Source organism: Methylocystis sp. H62 (assembly GCF_015709515.1).
GTDB lineage: Bacteria > Pseudomonadota > Alphaproteobacteria > Rhizobiales > Beijerinckiaceae > Methylocystis.
On the sequence record NZ_JADNQZ010000058.1, the window covers coordinates 196,504 to 219,798 of the forward strand.

18 protein-coding genes are annotated in these 23,295 nt (G+C 62.1%); 15 read left to right on the forward strand and 3 right to left on the reverse strand.

The genetic code is table 11. The features are described from left to right. Positions 1-181 precede the first annotated feature (181 nt). The 15 genes from IYY11_RS17655 (at position 182) to hypB (ending at position 16,491) form a co-directional block, all read left to right on the forward strand. Positions 182-2,551, forward strand: coding sequence for an alginate export family protein (locus IYY11_RS17655; RefSeq protein ID WP_312029749.1), 2,370 nt, complete (start codon positions 182-184; stop codon positions 2,549-2,551). 351 nt (positions 2,552-2,902) lie between these two features. Then, complete coding sequence (locus tag IYY11_RS17660; RefSeq protein WP_196405060.1) at positions 2,903-3,988, forward strand: hydrogenase expression protein HypE; 1,086 nt, start codon at positions 2,903-2,905, stop codon at positions 3,986-3,988. 17 nt (positions 3,989-4,005) lie between these two features. Then, positions 4,006-5,826 carry a nickel-dependent hydrogenase large subunit gene (locus tag IYY11_RS17665; protein ID WP_196405061.1) on the forward strand — a complete coding sequence of 607 codons (1,821 nt, stop codon included), beginning with the start codon at positions 4,006-4,008 and terminating at the stop codon, positions 5,824-5,826. Continuing rightward, positions 5,823-6,344: a nitrogen fixation protein NifU gene (locus tag IYY11_RS17670; RefSeq protein ID WP_196405062.1), complete on the forward strand. Its 522-nt coding sequence runs from the start codon at positions 5,823-5,825 to the stop codon at positions 6,342-6,344. Before IYY11_RS17665 ends, IYY11_RS17670 begins: the two co-directional genes overlap by 4 nt. 21 nt (positions 6,345-6,365) lie before the next feature. Beyond that, a complete protein-coding gene (locus IYY11_RS17675; protein WP_196405063.1) occupies positions 6,366-6,989 on the forward strand; it encodes a DUF5947 family protein in 624 nt (207 codons plus the stop codon). Then, a complete protein-coding gene (locus IYY11_RS17680) occupies positions 6,982-7,629 on the forward strand; it encodes a DUF6084 family protein (protein ID WP_196405064.1) in 648 nt (215 codons plus the stop codon). The genes IYY11_RS17675 and IYY11_RS17680 overlap by 8 nt, the downstream gene beginning before the upstream one ends. Then, positions 7,626-8,984 carry a hypothetical protein gene (locus IYY11_RS17685; RefSeq protein WP_196405065.1) on the forward strand — a complete coding sequence of 453 codons (1,359 nt, stop codon included), beginning with the start codon at positions 7,626-7,628 and terminating at the stop codon, positions 8,982-8,984. The genes IYY11_RS17680 and IYY11_RS17685 overlap by 4 nt, the downstream gene beginning before the upstream one ends. Beyond that, a complete protein-coding gene (locus IYY11_RS17690) occupies positions 8,981-9,469 on the forward strand; it encodes a hydrogenase maturation protease (protein ID WP_196405066.1) in 489 nt (162 codons plus the stop codon). The genes IYY11_RS17685 and IYY11_RS17690 overlap by 4 nt, the downstream gene beginning before the upstream one ends. A 171-nt stretch (positions 9,470-9,640) precedes the next feature. After that, on the forward strand, positions 9,641-12,040 hold the full coding sequence (hypF, locus tag IYY11_RS17695; protein ID WP_196405067.1) for a carbamoyltransferase HypF: 2,400 nt from the start codon (positions 9,641-9,643) through the stop codon (positions 12,038-12,040). Next, a complete protein-coding gene (locus IYY11_RS17700) occupies positions 12,004-12,300 on the forward strand; it encodes a HypC/HybG/HupF family hydrogenase formation chaperone (protein WP_196405068.1) in 297 nt (98 codons plus the stop codon). The genes hypF and IYY11_RS17700 overlap by 37 nt, the downstream gene beginning before the upstream one ends. A gap of 5 nt (positions 12,301-12,305) precedes the next feature. Further along, positions 12,306-12,998 (forward strand): SIS domain-containing protein, encoded by a 693-nt coding sequence (locus IYY11_RS17705; protein WP_196405069.1) that lies wholly within the window; start codon positions 12,306-12,308, stop codon positions 12,996-12,998. Continuing rightward, complete coding sequence (gene hypD, locus IYY11_RS17710; protein ID WP_196405070.1) at positions 12,995-14,140, forward strand: hydrogenase formation protein HypD; 1,146 nt, start codon at positions 12,995-12,997, stop codon at positions 14,138-14,140. The genes IYY11_RS17705 and hypD overlap by 4 nt, the downstream gene beginning before the upstream one ends. After that, a complete protein-coding gene (gene hypE, locus IYY11_RS17715) occupies positions 14,137-15,204 on the forward strand; it encodes a hydrogenase expression/formation protein HypE (protein WP_196405071.1) in 1,068 nt (355 codons plus the stop codon). The genes hypD and hypE overlap by 4 nt, the downstream gene beginning before the upstream one ends. A gap of 10 nt (positions 15,205-15,214) precedes the next feature. Then, a complete protein-coding gene (locus IYY11_RS17720) occupies positions 15,215-15,553 on the forward strand; it encodes a hydrogenase maturation nickel metallochaperone HypA (protein ID WP_196405072.1) in 339 nt (112 codons plus the stop codon). Then, a complete protein-coding gene (hypB, locus tag IYY11_RS17725) occupies positions 15,553-16,491 on the forward strand; it encodes a hydrogenase nickel incorporation protein HypB (RefSeq protein ID WP_196405073.1) in 939 nt (312 codons plus the stop codon). The genes IYY11_RS17720 and hypB overlap by 1 nt, the downstream gene beginning before the upstream one ends. Before the next feature lie 23 nt (positions 16,492-16,514). On the opposite strand, the gene IYY11_RS17730 is transcribed toward hypB, so the two are convergent. From IYY11_RS17730 to IYY11_RS17740, 3 genes are read right to left on the reverse strand one after another with little or no spacing between them, the layout of a single operon-like run. Then, entirely contained in the window at positions 16,515-17,396 is an 882-nt protein-coding gene (locus tag IYY11_RS17730; RefSeq protein ID WP_196405074.1) for a transglutaminase N-terminal domain-containing protein, read from the reverse strand. Beyond that, positions 17,393-19,906 (reverse strand): circularly permuted type 2 ATP-grasp protein, encoded by a 2,514-nt coding sequence (locus IYY11_RS17735; protein WP_196405075.1) that lies wholly within the window; start codon positions 19,904-19,906, stop codon positions 17,393-17,395. The genes IYY11_RS17730 and IYY11_RS17735 overlap by 4 nt, the downstream gene beginning before the upstream one ends. Further along, complete coding sequence (locus tag IYY11_RS17740; protein ID WP_196405076.1) at positions 19,896-23,204, reverse strand: DUF2126 domain-containing protein; 3,309 nt, start codon at positions 23,202-23,204, stop codon at positions 19,896-19,898. Before IYY11_RS17740 ends, IYY11_RS17735 begins: the two co-directional genes overlap by 11 nt. Positions 23,205-23,295 lie beyond the last annotated feature (91 nt).

A 23,295-nucleotide genomic window follows, 5' to 3' on the forward strand; every position in this document is an offset into this window, starting at 1 on the left:
GATGTCGATACGCAAAAACAGCAAGAAGTTAAGATTAGCCGCGTTTGGCGCCGTTGTCGGCGCCGCCCTTAGCGTCCCCGAAATTGCGGGCGCCGAAGACAAAGCACCCTCGAAGGAAATTGCGGGAAATGGGGGGCAGTCGGATGACGGCGCAAAAGCGGCCGCGCCGGAAAAAAAGTCAGTGAAGACGAAGACCGATGGCAAGGGTGTCGCTGCTGGTCCCGGGGCGCCACCGGCGCCGCTGGTGAAGAAAAGCTACTATGTGCCGACGCGCGGCTATCGTTTGGAGCCGCAGCCCGACATTCCGCCTTATGTGCGCAATCTGGCTAAGACCTACAAGGAATTCGAAGGCGTCGACTGGCTGAACGTCGGCCTCGATTCGCGCGTGCGTTTTGAATATCGCAAGGACGACTATCGGCCGTGGACGAACACGACGACCAATCCGCCGACGTCGCAGCGCAAGTATTTTCCCAATTCGCTTTGGCTGTCGCGCACGCGGGCGTATCTCGGCGTGCAGAACATTCTCGATCCCTTTCGATTCGTCGTCGAATTTCAGGACTCGCGCGCCTACAACAGCATCTATGAATATCAAGGCCAGGAGATCAATCAGACGGAGCTCATTTCCGGCTATGGCGAACTTTTTTTCAAGGACGCCTTCGGCAAGGACGATCTCGGCAACGATCGGCCTCTAACGCTTCGCGCTGGGCGCTTTCACCTCGAACTGCTCGACCGCCGTCTGATCGCCGAGAATGAGTTCCGCAACACGACCAACAATTTTGACGGCTTCCGGATCAAAATCGGCAAGAAGGATAATGACTGGGACATTGACAGTTTCCTGATGCGGCCGGTCATTCGCTATCCATATCAATTCGACCGACCTGATTGGCAGAACTGGATCTATGGCAGCGTGTTCAGCATCCGGCGCTGGTCGGAATATGCGACGATCCAGCCCTATTTTTTGGGCCGCAAGCAATATGGAGATCCGCTCAACATCTCGAACGCGCTGAAGCTTCATCGCGACACTTATGCGCCTGGCCTGCGCGTCTACGGCGTGATCAAAGACTTTGATTACGACTTCGACATCAACAAGCAGTTTGGCGAAACCGGCGAGTTCCGTCAGTTCAGGAATGTCCAAAACGCCGTGCAGACGACGGTGCAGCATGACGCGATCGCCTATGCATTTGAGGCTGGCTACACATTTTCAGATCATCCGTGGAAACCGCGGATCAGCGCCAACTACGCCTATGGCTCAGGCAATAAGAGTCCCTTCGACAGCGCCAATCAGACCTTCGATATCTTCTATGGCTTCAACCAGCCATTCTCACGCAACGACTATATCGCCTGGAATAATATCAAAGCGCCCAAGGCCCGCTTAGAATTTTCGCCTTTCAAGGATCTCCGGATCGATACGGCGTTCAGCGCCTACTGGCTGGCGAGCGCGGCGGCGGCCTGGGATCGCGCCAATCTTTTTGCGCCGCTTGGCAACAGAGGCACGTTCATCGGCACGGAATATGATCTGCGTATCCGCTACAAACTGAATCAGTTCATCAATCTGACCGCGAGCTACGCGCGCTTCTGGCCGGGCTCCTTCACCTCGAGCTTCGCGCCGGCGGTCGCGCTGCAGCCGTACTTCCCGCAATCTTTCTCCGGACAGACCACGACCACGAATGGCCTGACCGGGCGGCCGACCGACTTCTTCTATCTGGAAGTCTCCGCCAACGCCTTTGGCGACGGCAATCCGATCACCAAGCCGCCGGCCGCGGATTTTATCGCTCTCTTCTCGCCTGGGGGGCCTCCGCCGCCGCCTGCGCCGCCGCCAAGCTGGTCCGACGTTTACGTCGGCCTCAATGGCGGCGGGGCGTGGTCGAGCCCGCGGTCGTTGGTGCAGCCCTGGCCCTTCGGCGCCGCCGCCGCAAGTCCAGCCGTGGCTGTCAGCGCGACGCCGATTGATCAGACGAACCATCTCGCCGGCTTCATCGGCGGTTTCCAGATTGGCGCCAATTGGAGGTTCGCCGACAGCTTCTTCGCCGGCGCAGAAGCGGATCTGCACGGCGTTTCGGGCAACACCGACACGCGGTGGCAAGCGACTCTCGCGCAGGGGGGCGGCAATAGTTTCGCCACCTATGCGCAGCGCACCGCGACGCTCAACTATCTTGGAACGATCCGCGGCCGACTTGGCTACCTCGTCACGCCGACGCTGGCCGTTTACGGCACGGGCGGCATGGCCTATGGCGGCGTAACTTCGAACGCCGCGATCTTCACCCGCCGCATCGGCGGGACGAACCAGACGCTCGTCAATCCGGTCTATCAGGATAGCTTGATCGGCTGGACGGCGGGCGGCGGCGCTGAATGGATGTTCACGCCCGAGTGGAGCGTCAAGGTCGATTATCTTCGCTACGATCTCGGCGCCGCCCAAGGGTTCAACTATGCGGCGCAGACGAACGGCTTTTACGCTTACGGCGCATCGAGCTCGACGCGCTTCAATGGCAACCTGATCCATGCCGGCGTCAACCGCCACTTCGATCTCATCAGCCTCGTAGAAGCAAAATAGGCTCAAGCTGGAGTACGACGCTGCGTCAGTTAAGGCAGCGTCAGCTCAGCTCTGTCGCGCGCTCCCGAGGGCGCTTCAGTCGCGCTCTCGCCTTCTCGACGGGCAGGCTCGCCCCGCGTCCAAAAATGAAAATCGCTCCCGCGCTCTCGAGCGCACGAGCTGTGCATTTTGTTCCTTTCTAGGAACATTTCTCAAGTTCCAGAGTTTTCCTTCGGCCGTGACAGGCCTGTACGCCGCCGCTACGCGTCGGCCATGGTTGCGTTGTTCGCAGCCAAAAGAAGCGAAAGCTGAGCAGGTTCGCCTCGGTTTGAAACTTTCCGTCGCCACGTCTTTTGGTGAAAGGATTGACCGATGGCTCCAGACCCCAATCCAGCTCCCAAAGGAAAAGAGCAGCCTCCATCCACAATCGAAGAGCTTGACGTGCTCTGGCTTACGGCGGGACTGAGTTGCGACGGCGACTCGGTCTCAATCACCGCCGCGAGCGAACCGAGCATAGAAGACGTCATCCTCGGAGCCATCCCCGGCCTGCCTAAAGTGCGCTTGCACAATGCAGTGCTCTCCTATGAGGTCGGCGATGATTTCATGCAGGCTTTCCATAAAGGCGCGCGGGGCGAACTCGAAAACTTCGTCCTTGTGGTTGAAGGCTCCATCCCAAACGAGAAGCTGAGCGGCGAAGGGTATTGGGCCGCGATCGGCACCGATGCGGCGACCGGAGAGCCAATCAAGACCACCGAATGGATCGACCGGTTGGCTCCCAAGGCGCTCGCTGTCATCGGCGCCGGAACCTGCGCCGCATATGGCGGCATTCATGCAATGAAGGGCAATCCTACGGGCTGCATGGGCCTTCAGGACTATCTTGGCGCCGAGTGGAAATCCAAGGCCGGTCTGCCAATCGTCAATGTTCCGGGCTGTCCTGTGCAGCCCGACAATTTCATGGAGACATTTCTCTACCTGCTTCGCCAGCTCGCCGGTCTGGCGCCGATGATTCCCGTCGACAGACTCGGCCGCCCGCGCTGGCTGTTTGGTCCCACCGTTCATGAGGGCTGTGATCGCGCCGCTTATTACGAAGAGGCCGATTTCGCGGAAGAATACGGCTCGCGCAAATGTCTGGTGAAGATCGGCTGCTGGGGCCCGGTCGTTCAATGCAACGTGCCCAAGCGCGGTTGGATCGCGGGTCTTGGAGGGTGCCCCAATGTCGGCGGCATCTGCATCGGCTGCACCATGCCGGGCTTTCCCGACAAGTTCATGCCGTTCATGGACGAACCGCCCGGCGCCCGCATTTCATCGGTTCTGATTAAGCCTTACGGCGTGCTGATCCGCAATCTGCGCAAAATCACCAATCACACGCTCAACAAGGAGCCGAAGTGGCGCAACAGGGAGCCGACCTACACCACCGGCTACGATCCTGATCGTCCAAACAAAACTCATCCACTCTAAAGTAGAGGACTGCGATCATGGTCGACTTGGCAACCCGTCCTGCCGCGCCTCCGAGCGCCAATAAAGCGTCGCCCAATCTCGTCGAAATGGATTGGGATCCAATTACCCGAATCGTCGGCAGTCTCGGAATTTTCACCAAGATCGATTTCGAGAACCGGCAGGTCGCCGAATGCCACAGCACATCGTCGATCTTTCGCGGCTACAGCATTTTCATGAAGGGCAAAGATCCCCGCGATTCCCACTTCATCACCAGCCGTATTTGCGGAATCTGCGGCGACAATCACGCGACGTGCTCGGTCTATGCGCAGAATATGGCCTATGGCATCAAGCCGCCGCCGCTCGCCGATTGGATCATCAATCTCGGCGAAGCAGCGGAATATATGTTCGACCACAACATCTTTCAGGACAATCTGGTCGGCGTCGATTTCTGCGAGCAGATGGTCAAGGAAACCAATCCAAGCGTTTGGGTCAAGGCGCAACGCACGCCCGCTCGAAACTCGGACGCTCATGGCTATCGAACGATCGCCGACATCATGACCGCGCTCAATCCATTTTCCGGCGAATTCTACCGCGAGACATTGATTGTAAGCCGCTACACGCGCGAGATGTTCAGCCTGATGGAGGGGCGCCATGTGCATCCCTCCACTCTTTATCCCGGCGGAGTCGGCACTGTCCCGTCGAACCAGCTTTTCACCGAATATCTGACGCGACTCGTGCGCTACGCCGAGTTCATGAAAAAATGCGTGCCGCTGCACGATGATCTGTTCGACTTCTTTTATGAAGCGCTGCCGGGTTACGAGGAGGTTGGACGTCGACGAATACTGCTCGGGTGCTGGGGCGCGTTTCAGGACCCCAACAACTGCGACTACACTTATAAGCATATGACCGACTGGGGCCGGAAGATGTTCGTCACCCCGGGCGTTGTCGTCGACGGCAAGCTTGTCACGACCGATCTCGTCGACATCAATCTGCAGATCCGCATCCTGCGCGGTCAGTCCTATTACGAGGACTGGGACAATTGCGAAACCTTCGTCAAGACGGACCCGCTGGGCAATCCGGTCGATCAGAAACATCCGTGGAATCAGACGACCATTCCGCGGCCGCAGAAGCGCGATTTCGACAAGAACTATTCCTGGGTGATGTGTCCGCGCTGGCTCGACAAGAGCAGCGGAGATCATCTGCCGCTCGACACCGGTGGAGGCGCCTTCGCGCGACTGTTCTCGACGGCTCTGGCAGGACTGGTCGACATGAACGGCTATGTCAAAGCCACGGGCGACAGCGTGAAGATCAATCTCCCCAAGACGGCGCTCAAGCCTGCAGTCGAGTTTGAATGGAAGGTGCCAAAGTGGAGCAACGCGATCGAACGCGATCGGGCGCGAACCTATTTTCAAGCCTACTGCGCCGCTGCGGCGTACTATTTCCTGGAGCAGGCCTTCACAGAGATTCAGGCGGGCCGCACCAAGACGTTTACGCCATTCGAAGTGCCCGATGAGGCGATCGGCTGCGGCTTCCATGAGGCGGTGCGCGGCGTGCTCTCGCACCATCTCGTAATAAAAGACAAGAAGATCGCCAATTATCATCCCTATCCGCCGACGCCGTGGAACGCGACGCCGCGAGACGATTTCGGAACGCCGGGACCCTACGAGGACGCGGTTCAGAACACGCCGATCTTCGAAGAGAATGGTCCGGACAAGTTCAAGGGCATCGACATCATGCGCGCGGTGCGCAGTTTCGATCCCTGTCTGCCATGCGGCGTGCACATGTATGTTGGCGGCGGCAAGACCGTTAAGACCACGCATTCGCCCATGTTCGGCGCGTCGCGAAAGCAGCAGCCATGAGTGGAGAGGCGCGCGAGACGGAGACGCTGGAGCAGTCGCTCGCACGATTGGAAAAGCTGATGGCGACGCTCGAGAGCATCGCCGACGCGACGGGGCGGGAGGCGGCGCGTGAGTTGCTCGCGCTCGTGCTCGATTTGCACGCCCGTTCGCTCGCGCGAGTCACCACAATCATTGCAGCATCGGATGATGGGGCCGCCATGCTCGAGAAGATCGTCGAGGATCGGGACCTCCGGGCGATATTGCTCCTCCACGGGCTACATCCGCACAGCGTTGAGCGTCGTCTACAGGATGTCATCGCGCGCATGCAGCCGCAGTGGAGGGCGCGCGGCCTCCACGTGAGCCTCATGAGCGCGAGTGAAGCCTTTGCAATGGTTCAGCTGCAAAGGAATGGCGTTGCTGAGCCTACCGACCAGTTGCGGCTGGAGATCGAGAATGCTCTCACCGACGCGGCGCCCGACCTCGACGATATTTTGATCGAAATGGACATGACAGCCCTTTACGCGGAGACCGCCGCCTAGAACATAAAGAGGCGCGAGAGCATGGAAAGAATAGAATCGGGGAATTGGGCGTCGCGACTGCGGCGCTTCGTGAGCGCGACGGAAGAAGAGCATTGCGAATTCTGCTCGAAGGCCATCGCTTCCCGGCATGCGCATTTGGTGGAGCGCGCGACGCGAAAATTCTTTTGCGCTTGTCCCCAATGTGCATTCCTCTTGGACGGGGGTGAGCGTTTTGCCGCCTTGCGGGCACGCGCTGATGCGCTCCACGATTTCGATCTGAGCGACGACGAATGGCAGGGCTTTCGTATTCCGATTGATCTTGCCTTCGTGTTCCGCAGCACGCCGACGCAAGGCGCCATCGCGATCTATCCAGGTCCGGCTGGAGCGATCGAGTCGCCTTTTGCCGCCGATGCCTGGTCGCGCCTGATCGCGGCCAATCCGACGCTGGCCAACCTGGATCCGGATGTTGAGGCGTTGCTTGTCAATCGAATGAATGGCGCGCGGGAATATTATCTCGTGTCGATTGATCGCTGCTATGCGCTCGTCGGGCTGATCCGAAGGCATTGGCGGGGATTGTCGGGCGGCGCAGAGGTCTGGGAGACTGTTCGCGACTATTTTACGAACCTGCAAGACGACGTCGAATCGAAGGACAGGGTTCATGGTTGATCTCGACTTTCGTATCGACGACGTCAAAGTCGAGAAATATTCGGCGGCGCCGCTGCTGCTGTTTGCGTTGCATGTCGTAAACAAGACGCCTGACCTGCCCATTCTCAACGTGATGTTGAATTGCCAGATTCGCATCGAGCCTGCGCGGCGGCGCTATGAGGGCGATGAGCACGATCGGCTTTCCGATCTTTTTGGTCACCCGTCGCGCTGGGGCGAGACGATGCGGAGTTTCCTTTGGACGCACGCGAGCGTTTCCGTTCCCGCCGTCGACGCTGAGCGCACAGTCGATCTGCCGGCGCCTTGCAGCTATGACTTCAACATTGCAGCGACCAAATATTTTCATGGTTTGGAGCAGGGCGACGTTCCGCTCAACTTTCTGTTCAGCGGCTCTATTTTCTACCGCGACAGCGAAGGCAGGTTGCAGATCGAGCAAGTCGCCTGGAGCAAGGAATGCGCGTATCGCCTGCCCTTAAGCGTCTGGCGCGCGATGATGGAGCATTACTATCCGCAGAGCATGTGGCTCTGCCTGCATCGCGACGCTTTTGAGGAGCTGGACCGTTACCGGCGCCGGCAAGGACTTCCAACATTTGAGCGCGCCTTGCAGGCGCTACTCGAAGCGAGCGCGGCGGAGGCGACATGAAACTCGACTCCATCAGAGCGATCGCCAACGCCGTTCTTTACGAGGGCTACATCCTTTATCCCTATCGGCCATCGTCAATAAAAAATCGTCAGCGCTGGACGTTCGGCGGGGTCTTTCCGAAGGCGTTCGATCAGCAAGGCGACGCCTCGCGCATGGGGACGCAGGTGCTCTTGCGGGGCGGAGAGCAGGCGGCGTTCAACGTCCATTTTCGTTTCCTGCAGGTCATGACGCGCGAAGTCGGACAGCTGACGACGCCGACGCGAGAGCTTCCGGTAGAGGGCGAGCCGGCGCTGACGCGCGTTTCGAGCTTCAATGTCGACGGTCAAGAGTTGCTGGCCTGGGAGGAGGCGATCGAACGGGAGATCGCCATAGGGCCGCTACGGCCCGCCGATATTCGAGGCGCCGCCAGCGTGACGCCATTCTGCATTAAAGGCGCGCGCGAATTCGAGCCAGTCCGAGATCGGAGCGGTCGCATCGTCGCCGCTCTCATTCGCACGTCGTACAAAATCCAGGGCGTCGTCGAAGCGAAGGCGGAGAAGCTCGCGCCTGATTTGTGGAAGCTGACGATCGGAATCGAGAACGTCACGCCGCTTTCGGGCGCGGTTCGTGAGGAACGCGCAGCCGCCCAACTTCGCGCTTTCGCCTCGACGCATGCGATCCTCACCGTTGAAGATGGCGCATTCATTTCGTTGCTAGATCCTCCCGACGATCTGCGTGAGGCTGCCGGGGAGTGCCGGAATGTCGGCGCCTTTCCGGTGCTGGTGGGGGGAGAAGACAACAGCGCTATGCTCGCGTCGCCGATCATCCTCTATGATCATCCGGCGATCGCGCCCGAAAGTCCCGGCGACCTCTTCGACGGCACTGAGATCGACGAAATCCTGACGCTTCGTATCCTCGCGATGACCGACGCCGAGAAACGCGAGATGGCGTCCGTCGACGCCCGTGCGCGCGCGCTTCTGGAACGCACGCATGCTCTGACCGCCGAGGACATGGCGCGGCTGCATGGCGTCATGCGCAATCACCCCTCTCAGGCCAGCCAAATTGAACCGCCGCCGATGGGCGGGGACCATGAGAAGCCTCGCCTCGTCTCGCTGCTCGAGAGCGGACGCAGTCTATGCGTCGGCGCCCGCGTGCGACTGCGCCCCAAATCGGGCGGCGACATCATGGATATCGCGCTCAAAGACAAGATCGCCGTCGTCGAGGCGATTGAGCGCGATTTCGAGGACCGGATCCATGTCGCGGTGACGTTGATTGACGATCCGGGCCGGGATCTCGGCGCGGCGGGCTTTCCCGGACATCGGTTCTTTTTCAGTCAGGAGGAAATCGAGCCGATCGTTGCGGGAGAGGGGCCATGACCTCGATCCTTGTCGCCTGCGTCGGCAACATCTTTAGCGGCGATGACGCTTTCGGAGTCGAGGTGGCGCGCCGGCTCGCACGGGTCGCGCTCCCGGACGGGGTAAGAGTCATCGATTTCGGCATTCGCGGAATCGATCTCACTTATGCGCTGATGGATGGCTACGACGCCGTGATTCTCGTCGATGCGGCGCAGCGGGGGGAAGCGCCGGGCGTCGTCTCGGTCGTGGAGCCGGATCCGGTTGAGATAGAGAATCCGGCACGGGAGGATCTGTCTCTGTCGCCGCATGAGCTTGATCCCGCGAAAGTTCTTCGTCTGGCGTCGGCGCTTGGCGGAAATTGCCGCCGCGTCCTGCTGGTCGCCTGCGAGCCGTTGACCTTCGGCGGCGACGAAGGCGTCATGGAGCTGAGCGCGCCTGTCGCGGCGGCGGTCGGCGTCGCTGCGGAGACCGTCGAAGAGCTGATTGAGGAGATGATGGCGGCGTAACATAACGCGATCGCGCTAGCGCCGCGCATCCGGTAAATGGAGAAATGTCATGAGCGGATGGGAGATTACAGGTATCGTCCTGGGGCTTATCATCCTCGGACTGCTGATCATGAATGCGAAGGACCTCTGGCGCTATATCAAGATCAGCAACATGTGAGGCCGACAGCGATCATGAGTTTTGCGGCGGTAGAGCCATCGCAGGCGCTTGAATTTCGGGTGCGCGGGCGTGTGCAGGGGGTCGGCTTTCGCCCGACCGTCTGGCGCATGGCGCGCGAACTAGGGCTTGCCGGCGAGGTTCTCAACGACGGCGAGGGCGTATTGGTGCGCGTCAGCGGCGACCCGTCGCGCGTCGCTGCCCTGCTTCGACGAATCGAACGAGACCCGCCGCCGCTCGCGCATATCGACAGCATCGAAAGGCTGCGCTACAGCGGCCAACTGCCACAGGAATTCCGTATCGCCGAAAGCATCGGCGGACCCGCACGCACCCAGGTCGCGCCGGATGCGGCGCTCTGCGGCGCATGCGCGGCGGAGCTGCGGGATCCAAACGAACGCCGCTATCGCTATCCGTTCACGAATTGCACCCATTGCGGACCGCGCCTCAGCATCGTGACGGCCATTCCCTACGACCGCGCGACGACCACGATGGCGCCATTCGAGCTGTGTGCGCCCTGTGCGGCGGAATATCGCAATCCGATCGATCGCCGTTTTCACGCTGAAGCGGTGGCCTGCCCGTCCTGCGGGCCGACTGCGTCGCTCGTTGCATTGGGCCAAGCGGAAGCGCCGCGCGACGGCGGCGCCGATGCGGTCGAAATTGCAGCGCGTCTTATCGCGCAAGGCGAGATCATCGCGGTCAAGGGACTTGGCGGCTATCATCTCGCATGTGACGCGGCCAATCCCGAGGCCGTCTCGCGCCTGCGGGAATTGAAGCGTCGTGACGCAAAGCCCTTCGCGCTGATGGCGCGCGATCTTGCCGTTATCCGTCGCTACTGCGCAATCGACGCCGTCGAGGAGCGCGCGCTCAAAAGCGTTGAGGCGCCGATTGTGCTGCTACGCGCAACAGGTACGGAGCGCCTGCCCGAGGCTGTCGCGCCTGGACTTGCCACGCTCGGCTTTATGCTGCCGACGACGCCGCTGCATTTGCTGTTGATGGAGCGGTTCGAACATCCGCTCGTGATGACGAGCGGCAATATCTCGGACGAGCCCGCCGTCATCGATGACGCGGAGGCGTGCCGACAGCTTGCCGAAATCGCCTCCTTCGCATTGATGCATAATCGCGCCATCGCCAATCGTGTTGACGACTCGGTCGTGCGGGTTATGAGCGGGCGGCCGAGGGTTCTCCGCCGCGCCCGCGGCTACGCGCCCGCGCCGCTGCGGTTGCCGAACGGCTTCGAGAATGCGCCAGACCTGCTCGCGATGGGCGGAGAGTTGAAGGCGACCTTCTGCCTGGTCAAGGACGGTCAGGCGATCCTGTCGCAGCATCAGGGCGATCTCGAGAATGCGGCGACGTTGGACGATTATAAAAAGAATCGGGCGCTCTATCAGAGCCTGTTCGATCACGCGCCGTCAGCGATCGTCATCGATCGGCACCCCGAATATCTGTCGTCGAAACTCGGACGCGCGGAGGCCGACACACGGGCCTTGCCGCTGATTGACGTTCAACACCATCACGCCCATGTCGCCGCCTGCCTTGCTGAGAACGGCCGACCGCTCCAAGCGCCGCCGGCGCTCGGGATCGTGCTCGACGGATTGGGCTTTGGCGACGATGGCGCGATATGGGGCGGAGAATTCCTGCTCGCCGACTATCTTGGCTATGAGCGGCTGGCGCGGTTGAAGCCGGTCGCCATGCCCGGCGGCGCACAGGCGGTGCGCGAACCGTGGCGAAACCTTTATGCGCATCTTAAGGCGGCGGGGGAATTCGATTCGACGCGCTGTGCGTCCAGCGACTGGGGCGCTTTGGACGGCAAACCGCTTGCGACGATCGACCGGATGATCGCCCAAGGCCTCAATTCGCCATTAGCCTCCTCTTGCGGACGGCTGTTCGATGCGGTCGCCGCCGCGATCGGCGTCTGCGCCGACCGTCAGGCCTATGAAGGCGAAGCCGGGGCGCGACTGGAGGCGCTCGCGGCCGCGGCGCCAAACGAGGCGCGCGGCTATGCGCTGAGGATTTCCGCGTCCGCGCTCATCGACATCGATGCGGCGCCGATGTGGCGCGCAATTCTCGAAGACCTCCGGCAGGGCAATTCGGCGCAAACCATTGCGCGCCGTTTTCACCTCGGTCTGGCGCAGGCGATCACTGAAGTCGCCGTGCGGCTGGCGGCTGCGCGACGCTTCGAAACGGTGGCGCTGTCGGGCGGCTGCTTCCAGAACCGCCTGCTTTTCGAACGCGTTTACGACGGTTTGTGCGAGGCTGGCTTCACGGTGCTCACACATGCTGACGCGCCCGCCAATGATGGCGGGCTCTCGCTGGGTCAGGCCGCCATCGGCGCCGCACATCTGATGAGAACCGACATGACAAGAGATGGAAAGGACGGCGCATGTGCCTCGGCATCCCCGGCTGCATCGTTAGCATAGACAATGCCGACGATCTCGTCGCGACCGTCGACGTGAGCGGGGTGCGCCGGCAGATCAACATCAGCTGCATCGTGGATGAAGCCCATCCTGTGGAGTCCTGCGTCGGCGACTGGGTGCTCGTCCATGTCGGTTTCGCGATGAGCAGGATCAACGCGGCGGAGGCGGCGGAGACACTCAGATTGCTGCAAGAGCTTGGCGAACTCCAAGCCGAACTTGAGACTATGCAAACGCTCACCGACGCAGTCGCGGCGGAGGAATAGGGATCGTGACCAGCAAGAGCGCATTGGAGGTGCTTTATCCGTTCCTGCATGGCAAGGAGCAGGATCCCGCCGCCGTCGATGCTGGGTTGCTACACTCTATTGAAGAGAAAGCGCGCGAGTCGCGCGAGACCAGCGTGAGGTTCTTCGCCGAGCAGGCGCCGGTGCTGCTCGACGCGGCGAAGGCGCTTGCCGCCGTATATCGACGCGGCGGCCGGATGTTCACCATGGGCAATGGCGGCTCGAGTTGCGACGCCTCGCATGTGGCGGTCGAGTTCCTCCATCCGATCACCGCCGGGCGGCCGGCGCTTGCAGCCATAAATCTTACCGCAGACGTTGCGATGACGTCCGCCGTGGGCAATGACGTGGGCTTCGAGCATATTTTCGTGCGCCAGCTGATCGCTCATGGTCGGGCGGGAGACGGGCTTGTCGGCCTCTCGACCAGCGGCAATTCGGCGAATCTGATCGCCGCCTTCGCCAAGGCGAAGGAGATGGGACTGACGACGATCGGTCTTAGCGGCGGCGACGGGGGCAAGATGGCCTCCGCGCACGTCTGCGATCACTGCCTTGTCGTGCCGACGACGTCTGTCCACCGCATCCAGGAGTGTCACGTCGCCGCCTATCACATACTGTGGGACCTCGTTCACACGCTGCTCGCCGACGATCGCGGCTCGGCCATAAGCAAGGACGTCGCGGCATGAGATATGTCGACGAATTTCGTGATCGGGCGAAGGCCGATGTTCTGGTCAAAGAGATCGAGCGGCTGCTTGCTCACACGGGGCGCGACCAGGATCGGCCGCTGCAGATCATGGAAGTCTGCGGCGGGCACACGCATACGATTTTCCGCTACGGCGTTGAAGGCATGCTGCCGAAATCCATCGAACTGGTGCATGGGCCCGGCTGTCCCGTTTGCGTGCTGCCGATGGGACGCGTCGACGATTGCGTCGCCATCGCCGAGCATCCAGAGGTGATTTTCACCACGTTCGGCGACGCTATGCGCGTGCCGGGCTCACGCAGGAGCCTGTTGCAGGCGAAGGCTGACGGCTGTGACGTGCGCATGGTCTATTCGCCGATGGACGCGCTGGCGCTCGCGCGCCAGAATCGTGATCGCGAGGTCGTCTTCTTCGGCATCGGCTTCGAGACGACCATGCCGTCGACGGCGTTGACGGTGCTGCAGGCGGAACGTGAAGGGATCAAGAATTTTTCGATCTTCTGCAATCACATCACCATCGTTCCAACGATCAAAGCGATTCTCGATAGTCCGGACCTGCGCCTCGACGGATTTCTCGGACCTGGCCATGTTTCCATGGTGATCGGCGACGCGCCCTATGAATTTATCGCGCGTTACTACAAGAAGCCGATGGTGATCGCAGGGTTCGAGCCTCTCGACATTTTACAGTCGATCTGGATGTTGCTGAGGCAAATCGACGAGGGACGCTGCGAGATCGAAAATCAATATGCGCGCGTCGCGCCAGCAGGGGGCAACGCCGTTGCGCTGCAGGCGGTTGCGCAGGTCTATGAACTGCGCGAATTCTTTGAGTGGCGCGGGCTCGGCTCGATCGATCACTCTGGCGTCAAAGTGCGCGACGCCTATGCGGGCTTTGACGCCGAGCGAAAGTTTGCCGTGCCCAATGCAAGGATCGCCGATCCCAAATCCTGCCAGTGTGGTGAGGTGCTCAAAGGAGTCATCAAGCCTTGGCAGTGCAAAGTGTTCGGTCGCGCCTGCTCGCCGGAGACGCCGCTCGGCGCGCTGATGGTGTCGTCCGAGGGCGCTTGCGCGGCATACTACCAGTACGGCGGCATAAAGCGGGGACGCGACGAAACGGAGGCGAGCGTCGCATGAACATGGTCTCCTTCCCACCCCGGCGTTCGCGCGGCACGGTGCATGTGCCGACCGTCACGCTTGCGCATGGCGGCGGCGGCAAGGCGATGAAGGATTTGATCGACGACGTGTTCGTCGAAGCCTTCGACAACCCACTGCTGGCGCCGCTCGATGATCAGGCGCGGATTGATCTTCTGGACCTCGCCCAATATGGCGACCGGCTGGCCTTCACGACCGACTCATTCGTCGTCGACCCATTGGTGTTTCCCGGCGGCGACATCGGCAAGCTTGCGGTCTGCGGCACGGTGAACGATCTCGCCGTTGGCGGCGCGCTCCCGCTCTATCTTTCCTGCGCTGTCATCATCGAAGAGGGCGTCTCGATCGATTTTCTGCGGCAGATCGCAAGGTCCATGGCGGCGACGGCGCAGGAGGCCGGTGTGAAGATCGTCACCGGCGACACCAAGGTCGTGAACAAAGGCGCCTGCGACCAGATGTTCATCACCACGACCGGCGTTGGCGTCGTCGCCGCAGGCGTCGAGCTTGGCGCGCATCGCGCAAGGCTGGGCGATGCGGTGCTCGTCAACGGGCTGCTCGGCGATCACGGCGCGGCAATTCTTGGGGCGCGCGGTGATATGGCGTTGCAGTCGCCGATCGAGAGCGACTGCGCCCCGCTGCAGGGCCTTGTCGCAAGCCTGCTCAATGCGGCGCCGAATACGCGGTTCATGCGCGATCCGACGCGCGGCGGCGTCGCGACCGTTCTCAATGAAATCGCCGAAGCCGCACAGGTCGCCATCGAAATCGACGAGGCCGTCACGCCGCTGCGCGATGAGGTGCGCGGCTTTTGTGAAATTCTCGGCCTCGATCCGCTCTATCTCGCCAATGAGGGGAAGATCGTCGCAATTGTCCCGCCCGACGAGGCCGAGCAGGCGCTCGAGGCCATGCGGGCGCATCCGCTGGGCCGACAGGCGGCCGTCATCGGTAGCGTCGTCGCGGGCGAGTCGGGTCGCGTCACCATGCGCACGATTTTCGGCGGCCGGCGCATCGTCGACATGCTGGTCGGCGAGCAACTACCGCGCATCTGCTAAAGGAGCCGACGTGCACGAACTCTCGATCGTTTGCAGCATTGTCGAACTGGCGTCGCAGGCCGCGCAAGGGCGTAGCGTGCGCCGCGTGATAATCGAGATCGGCAAATTGTCGGGCGTCGAGCCGGACGCTGTGGCTTTCTGCTTTCCGGAAGTCGCCCTAGGGACGCCGGTTGAAGACGCGACGCTGGACATCCGCGAAGTCGACGCCGAGGCGCGCTGTGATGTTTGCGGCGCTGAGTTTCCCACGCCCGACATGCTGTCGGCGTGTCCTTGCGGCTCTCGCCAGTTTCAGCGCCTGCGCGGCGAAGAGCTGAACATCAAAAGCATCGAAGTCGAGGAGGCTGCATAATGTGCACGAGCTGCGGCTGCCAGGGGCAGGGGACCACGATGACCAATCTGCAGACCGGCGCGCGCGCGGACATCGCGGCGCCCGAGCATGATTTGCTCGGCGAGGCCCATTCGCATGGGGAGCATGGCCACGGTCATCTTCATGGCGAACATCAACATGCTCATGATCATCATCACGGGCACGAGCAGGGTCATGCGCACGGGCATGATCACAGCCACGTGCATGCGCATGATCACAGCGATCACGATCAGGCACACGAGGAGACCCACCGCCGCCTCGAACTTGAAACGCGCATTCTCGCGAAGAACGACGCGATCGCCGCTAAATGTCGGGCATGGCTTGCGGGTCGCGAGATCGTTGCGCTCAATCTCGTCAGTTCGCCCGGCGCGGGAAAGACGACGCTGCTCGAGCGCGCCATCGCGGATCTTTCGGGCGCGCTGCCGCTGTTCGTCATCGAAGGCGATCAGGCGACGTCGAATGATGGCGAGCGCATTCGCGCGGCGGGCGCGCCGGTGGTTCAGGTCAATACCGGAACCGGGTGCCATCTCGATGCGGAGATGATCGCGCGCGCGCTTTCCGAACTCAAGCCGAGCGTCGGCTCGCTCCTGTTGATCGAGAACGTCGGCAATCTCGTCTGTCCGGCGCTGTTCGATCTCGGCGAACACGCCAAGGCGGTCATCTTTTCGACGACCGAAGGCGAAGACAAGCCGCTCAAATATCCGCATATGTTCAGCGCCGCGAAGCTCGTCATCTTCAACAAGATCGATCTTCTGCCGCATCTCGATTTCTCGATGGAGCGGGCGCGAGAGAATATTCTCCGCGTCAATCCGGATGTTGAGATCGTCGAAGTCTCCGCCAAGACCGGCGCGGGCATGCAGCAGCTCTACGACTGGATTCGCGCGCAGCGTACGGCGGTGAAGGAACAGGCGCTTGTGTAAAGACAGCGGTAAAGGAGTTCTTCCTAAATCGCTGCTTCTTTCACGTCGACGCTGACATCCAAATCTTGATCGCCGGCGCCGATGATCACGCCGTCAATCGGCGAAACATCCGCATAGTCGCGGCCGATGGCGATGGCGATATGGTCGTTGCCAACGACGATAGCGTTCGTCGGATCAAGGTCGAAGAAGCCAAATTCCGGCCCGCACCAAACAGACACCCACGCATGGGTTGAATCGGCGCCTTCCAGCCGCGGCTGGCCTGGCGCTGCGTAGGTTCGAAGATAGCCGCTGACATAGGACGCCGCCAGGCCAAGCCCGCGTAAAGCCGCGATCATGATATGCGCAAAATCCTGGCAGACGCCGCGACGGCGTTCGAACGCCTGCGCGATCGGCGTCGCAATATGCGTCGCATCCGGGTCATAGGCGAAGTCGGCATGGATGCGCTGCGTCAGTTCAATGGCGCCTTCGAGGATCGGCCGCCCGGGCGAAAAGCTTTCGCGTGCATAATGCGTCGCTGCGTCGAACAGCGGCGCAAAGCGGCTTGCGTAAATGTAATGGGCGGGAGAGGAGGCCGCGAGCGAGTCGGACGCGTAGGCGGCGTTCCTCACGATTTCCCAAGCCGGCGTCAGCGCCGGCGCAGGCGGCGGCGCTCGTTCGACTGCGACGCGCGCCGTAAGAGCGATCTGCAGCCTCGTGTGGGGCTTGAGGATGCGCGCTTCGCAAATTCGGTTCCCTTGAAAGTCAATCCTTTCATTGATGAATTCGGCCGACGGCGAGAGTTCGATGTGGCTGGACAGCAGTGTCTGGCCGCGATCATTGCGCGGGATCAGGCGCATGGCGCAGCGCGCCGAGGCGACCGGCGCGTCATATTTGTAGATCGTGCGATGGGCGATATCGTAGATCACGCGATCCGCGACGGCTGAGAATTTGCGGCGCCATCGGCGCCATGCGTGAAGTAGCGCTCGGCGATTTTATCGGCGAGAGTCATCAGACGTTGCTCAAACCCAAGAATGATCGCGGCGTCCAGGCGGCGCGCATCCTCCGACTCGAGCTCGGCGCGCAGCTTGACGGAGAGTCGCCGCGGCGGCTCCATGACTCCATCGTCGCGCAAATTTGGCAGCGCCGCGAGATGTTCGTCGATGCGCATCGCCTGGAAGAGGACGGATCGCGGATTGAACGGATCGAGCATGGCCATGTCGAGGACCGGCGCCAGTGCGGCGCCGGCGATGTAGCGGGAGCGATAGGTGATCTGCGAATCGAGCAGATCGAGCAGAGCGTCCAGCGTCTCGACCGTCGCGTCGTCGCCGGCGAACTGTCGGGCGAAGCGGCACGTCCCGACGGCGCGTTCGATTCTCCGCCCAAGATCGATAAAACTCCAGCCGGCGACGCGGTTGAAATTTTCGTCGATCAGTCCGGACAACGCCGCCAGCGTATGAAGCGATCGCTCCACAATTTCCAGCGCCTCGGGCTCGGTTATCGCGGCGGCGCCGGCGCGCGTCAGACGCGTTTCGATGCGTCCGATGAGCTGCCAGACATCTTGGGACAAGCGCTCGCGCACGATCGACGCCGCGCGTCTCGCATTGCGTACGACCGACAACGCGGAACCGTAATCGTCGGCGCCGGCTGCCGCGGACCATGCAATCTCAGTCGGGTCCATGTCCGGCGCGTCTTCGGGCGCAGCGCCCCAGGCGATCAGCAGTCGCGCAAGCCGTTCGATCGACTGGCGCCCTTGCAGATCGATGTGCTGAAGTTCGCCCAGCCGCGCCCCGAGCGACCGCACGACGCGCAACGTCGCTTCGGCGCGCTCGAGATAGCGTCCCATCCAGAAAAGATTATCGGCGGCGCGGCTCGGCAGGTTGCCGAGCGCGCGCACGATCGGCGGATCCTCGTCGGACGGCAGCAGAGTCGACCATTCGATCGGATGGCTCGTCAACACCCAGACGTCGCTCGATCGCGCGCCGGCGTCCATCGACACGGCGCGCGCATTAAGCCGGTTGGAGACTCGGCAGAATCCGCCGGGCATCACCTTCCAACCGTCAGCTGTCGCGGCGGCGAACACGCGCAAGGCGAAAGGTCTCGGCGTCAGCCTGCCGTCGGACCAAGCGGGCGTCGTGGAGAGCTTGACCTGTTCCTGAGCGACATAGTCGACGCCGCGCTGATTTATGGCGTCGATCAGACGCGCGCGCGCCTCGCTGGAGAGCGCGTGACCGAGCGCCTCACGACATTCGCCAAATCCCGGGAGCCTGTCGCTGAACGCCCCGCTGATCGCATAGTCGCTCAAGGCACTGACAACCTGGTCGCGTTCGCTTTCGCGTCCGCACCACCACGTCGCGACATTGGGAAGTTTGAGACTCTCGCCGAGCACGCGTTCAGACAGCTCCGGCAGAAAGCTCAACAGCGCGCGCGATTCGATAAGACCGGCGCCGGGCATATTCGCGACGACAACGGCGCCGCGACGGATGGCCTCGAACATCCCGGCGACGCCCAGACGCGATGCGGCGTTCTGCTCCAGCGGGTCGCACCAGTCAGCGTCGACGCGACGCCAAATCGCATCGGCGCGCTTCAAGCCGGCGATGGTGCGCACATGCAGCTTGCCATCGCTCATCACGAGATCTTCGCCTTCGACCAGCGTAAGGCCGAGATAGCGGGCGAGATTGACCTGCTCGGAATAGGTCTCGCTCCAAGGGCCAGGCGTCAGCAGGCAGATGCGCGGATCAACGCGCTGCGCCGCGCCGGAGATGCTCGCACGGAATTCTCGGAAAAACGGCGCGAGGCGCTCGACGTTCATGTCTCGATAGAGACTTGGCAGCGCGCGCGACAGGATCATCCGATTTTCTAAGGCGTAACCAGCTCCCGAAGGCGCCTGCGCGCGATCGCCGAGCACCCGCCAGGCGCCATCGGGCCCGCGCCCGATATCGGCGGCGTAAAAGCGAAGCCAGCGTCCGCCGGGCGGCGCGACTCCGCACATCGGTCGAATGAAGTCAGGCGATCCCGTGATGGCTGCGGCCGGCAGGGCGCCCTCAGCGACAAGCCGCGCCTTGCCGTAAACGTCATGCAGGATCTGATCGAGAAGTTCGGCGCGCTGTGCAACGCCAGTCGCAATATCGCGCCATTCTGATTCCGGGATCAGAAGCGGCAAACGCCCTAACGGCCAACTGCGCTCCTTGGTTTCTCCGTGGACCCGGTAGGAAATTCCCATGTCGTCGATGCGGCGGCCGGCCGCGGCGAAGCGTTGCTCAAGGCCGATATCGCCGAATGCGGCGAGCGATTCGAGGAATTGGAGCCAGTGCGCACGCGGACATCCATCTGGGTCGAGAAGCTCATCCGGCGCGTCGCGCATCGGCGCATATTGCGCGATCCAGGCGGCAACGCGCTGCGACGCCTTGTCCGTTTCAATGGGCCGCTCAGCGGACAATGCTCCTCCGAAGATCCAGCGTCAGCGGAAACTCTTGGCCTGGCTCCTCGCGCGGCGGATCGGCAGGCCCGGGCGTGTGCCCATGATCCTGAAATCGCGCCAAGCGCCGCGCTTCGGCTTCGTTACTGTTGACGGGGAAGGCGTCGTAATTGCGGCCCCCAGGGTGCGTCGCGTGATATACGCAGCCGCCCAGTGAACGCCTGCTCCAGCCGTCGATGACGTCGAAGGTCAAGGGCGCATGGACCGGCAGCGTCGGATGCAGGCCTGACGGCGGCTGCCAGGCCTTGAAGCGCACGCCCGCCACCGCCTCGCCGGGGACGCCGGTGTTGGTCATCGGCACGCGGCGTCCGTTGCAGGCGATGACGTGCCGGCCGGGAACGAGGCCCTTGGCCTTGACCTGCAACCGCTCGAGCGACGAGTCGACGTAGCGCACCGTGGCGCCATTCGCGCCTTCCTCGCCCATCACATGCCAGGGTTCGAGCGCGCCGCGGATCTCCAGATGAACGCCGCCGTGCTCGACGCTTCCGGCGAGCGGGAAGCGGAACTCGCGCTGCGCCTCGAACCATTCCTCTTCGAAGTCGTAGCCGGCGCGGCGCAGATCATCGATCACGCCGAGAAAGTCCTGCCAGACGAAATGCGGCAGCATGAATTTGTCGTGCAGCGCCGTTCCCCAGCGCACCAGATCGCCGTGCTGCGGCTCCCGCCAGAACCATGCGACGAGCGCGCGCAGCAACAGCTGCTGCGCGAGACTCATGCGGGCGTCCGGCGGCATTTCGAAGGCGCGGAATTCGACGAGCCCGAGACGCCCCGTCGGTCCGTCGGGCGAATAGAGCTTGTCGATGCAGATTTCGGCGCGATGGGTGTTGCCGCCGACATCGACCAGCAGATTGCGGAACAACCGATCGACGAGCCACGGCGGCACATAGCCTTCGCCGGGAGACGGCACCTGCGCCAGGGCGATCTCCAGCTCATACAGCGAGTCGTGGCGCGCCTCGTCGACGCGCGGCGACTGGCTGGTGGGGCCGATGAACAGGCCGGAGAACAGATAGGATAAGGAGGGATGCCGCTGCCAATAGAGCACCAGACTCTTCAACAGATCGGGGCGGCGCAGGAAGGGCGAGTCGGCCGCCGTTTTGCCCCCAAGCACGACATGATTGCCGCCGCCCGAGCCGATCTGTCGGCCGTCGATCATGAATTTGGCGGTCGTCAACCGCGCCTGCCGCGCGTCCTCATAGAGCGCGGTCGTCGTTTCGACGGCCTCCCGCCATGTGGCGGCCGGGTGAACATTGACCTCGATGACGCCGGGATCAGGCGTCACCTTGATCACTTCGAGGCGGGGGTCGTCGGGCGGCGGATAGCCTTCGATGTAGAGCGGCAGCCCGGTCGCCTTGGCGCTCTCTTCCACCGCCTCGAGCAGTTCGAGATAATCCTCGAGCGTTTCGACCGGCGGCATGAACACGCAGAGATTGCCGTCTCGTGGTTCTATGGTGAAAGCGGTGCGCACGGCCCCTTCGACAATGGACTGTTCATGTACGTCCTGGCGCGCGGGACCCCCGGGCGTCGCCCCGCCGGCCTGAATGCGGCGAAAATGGCCGGGTTCGGGCAGCGGCTCGCGGGGCGCGAAGGGATCCTGCGGATAGATGAACGGATATTCGCTTTCGGGGAGCTTGGGCAAGGATGCGACCGGGAGCCGCAGTCCGATAGGCGAATCGCCCGGCGCCAAGAACAGTTTTCCGCGGCGCAGCGTCCACTTCTCCGAGGTCCAGCGCGACTGTGACTCGGCGCGCGCATTCCAGCGCTGAATTGGTAGAACGAAGCCGGTCGGCTTGCTCAGGCCGCGTTCGAACACCCGCATCATGCGCGAGCGCTCCTCCGCGTCGTCGATCTTGGGATCGGAGGGATCGACATTGATCGGGAGGACGCTCTCCTTGACCATCCAATGCGCAGGATCTTCGTAAGCCGGCAAGGCATGTTCGGCGCCCACCCCGAGACGCTCGGCAAGATCGTGCACAAAGACTTCCGCTGCTGCCGTGGTCGCGCCTTTCGGCTCGGCGATATCGGCGATCAGTTGCGGCTGCGACCAAATCGGTTTGCCGTCCCGGCGCCAGTAAAGCCCGAAGGCCCAGCGCGGCAGGCTTTCGCCGGGATACCATTTGCCCTGGCCGTAATGCAGAAACCCGTTTGGCGCAAAGCGTTCGCGCAGCATGCGAATAAGGTCGTCGGCCCGCTCTCGCTTGGTGGGGCCGGTCGCCGCCGTGTTCCATTCTGGGGACTCGAAGTCGTCGATCGAGACGAACGTCGGCTCGCCGCCCATGGTGAGGCGAACGTCGAGCGCTTTTAGGTCCGCGTCGACGCTTTCGCCCAGGGCGTCAAGCCGGCTCCATGCGTCATCTGAAAAGGGCGCGGTGATGCGCGGCGCCTCATTGATGCGATCGACGCGCATCTCGAAACCGAACTCGACTTGGGCAGGCTCTACGAGCCCCGACAGAGGCGCGGCGGAACGATAGTGCGGCGCGCTGCATAGCGGCAGATGACCTTCGCCACAAAACAGTCCCGACGTCGCGTCGAGACCGATCCAACCAGCGCCGGGCAGAAAAACTTCCGCCCAAGCGTGCAGATCGGTGAAGTCGTGATCGGTTCCCTTCGGGCCTTCAATCGGATCGACATCGGCCTTTAACTGGATGAGGTAGCCGGAGACGAAACGTGCGGCGAGACCGAGCTTGCGCAAGATCTGAACGAGAAGCCAAGCGGAATCGCGGCACGAACCCGATCCCAGCGCGAGAGTCTCTTCCGGCGCCTGCACGCCAGGCTCCATCCGGATGACGTAGCGAATGTCGCGGTGCAGCCGCGCGTTGAGTTCGACGAGAAAATCAATTGTCCGCATTTTTTGCCGCGGAAGGCTTCGGACGAAGTCTTCCGTCAGAGGCCCGACGTCGTCGGGTTCAAGATAGGCGGCAAGCTCAATTTTCTGTTCGTCCGGATAAGCGAACGGGAATTCTTCCGCATAAGGCTCGATGAAGAAATCGAACGGATTATAGACGGCGAGATCCGCCAGCAGATCGACCTCAATCTTGAATTCGCTCGCGCTATCGGGGAACACCAGACGCGCCAGCCAATTCCCGTGCGGGTCCTGCTGCCAGTTTATGAAATATTCCGAAGGCGCGATCTTGAGCGAATAGCTCAAGATTTTCGTGCGGCAATGCGGAGCCGGCCGCAGACGGACGATCTGCGGACCTAGCGCGACCGGGCGGTCATATTTGTAGTGGGTGATGTGGTGAAGAGCGATCTGGATCGACACGTTAATCAGCGTCTCGTTTCAGCGCCATTCTCTCAAGAACTGGCGCAGGGCGACTGGGGGAGTTAGCGGGGCCGCGCCGCGCAGTGTCAAT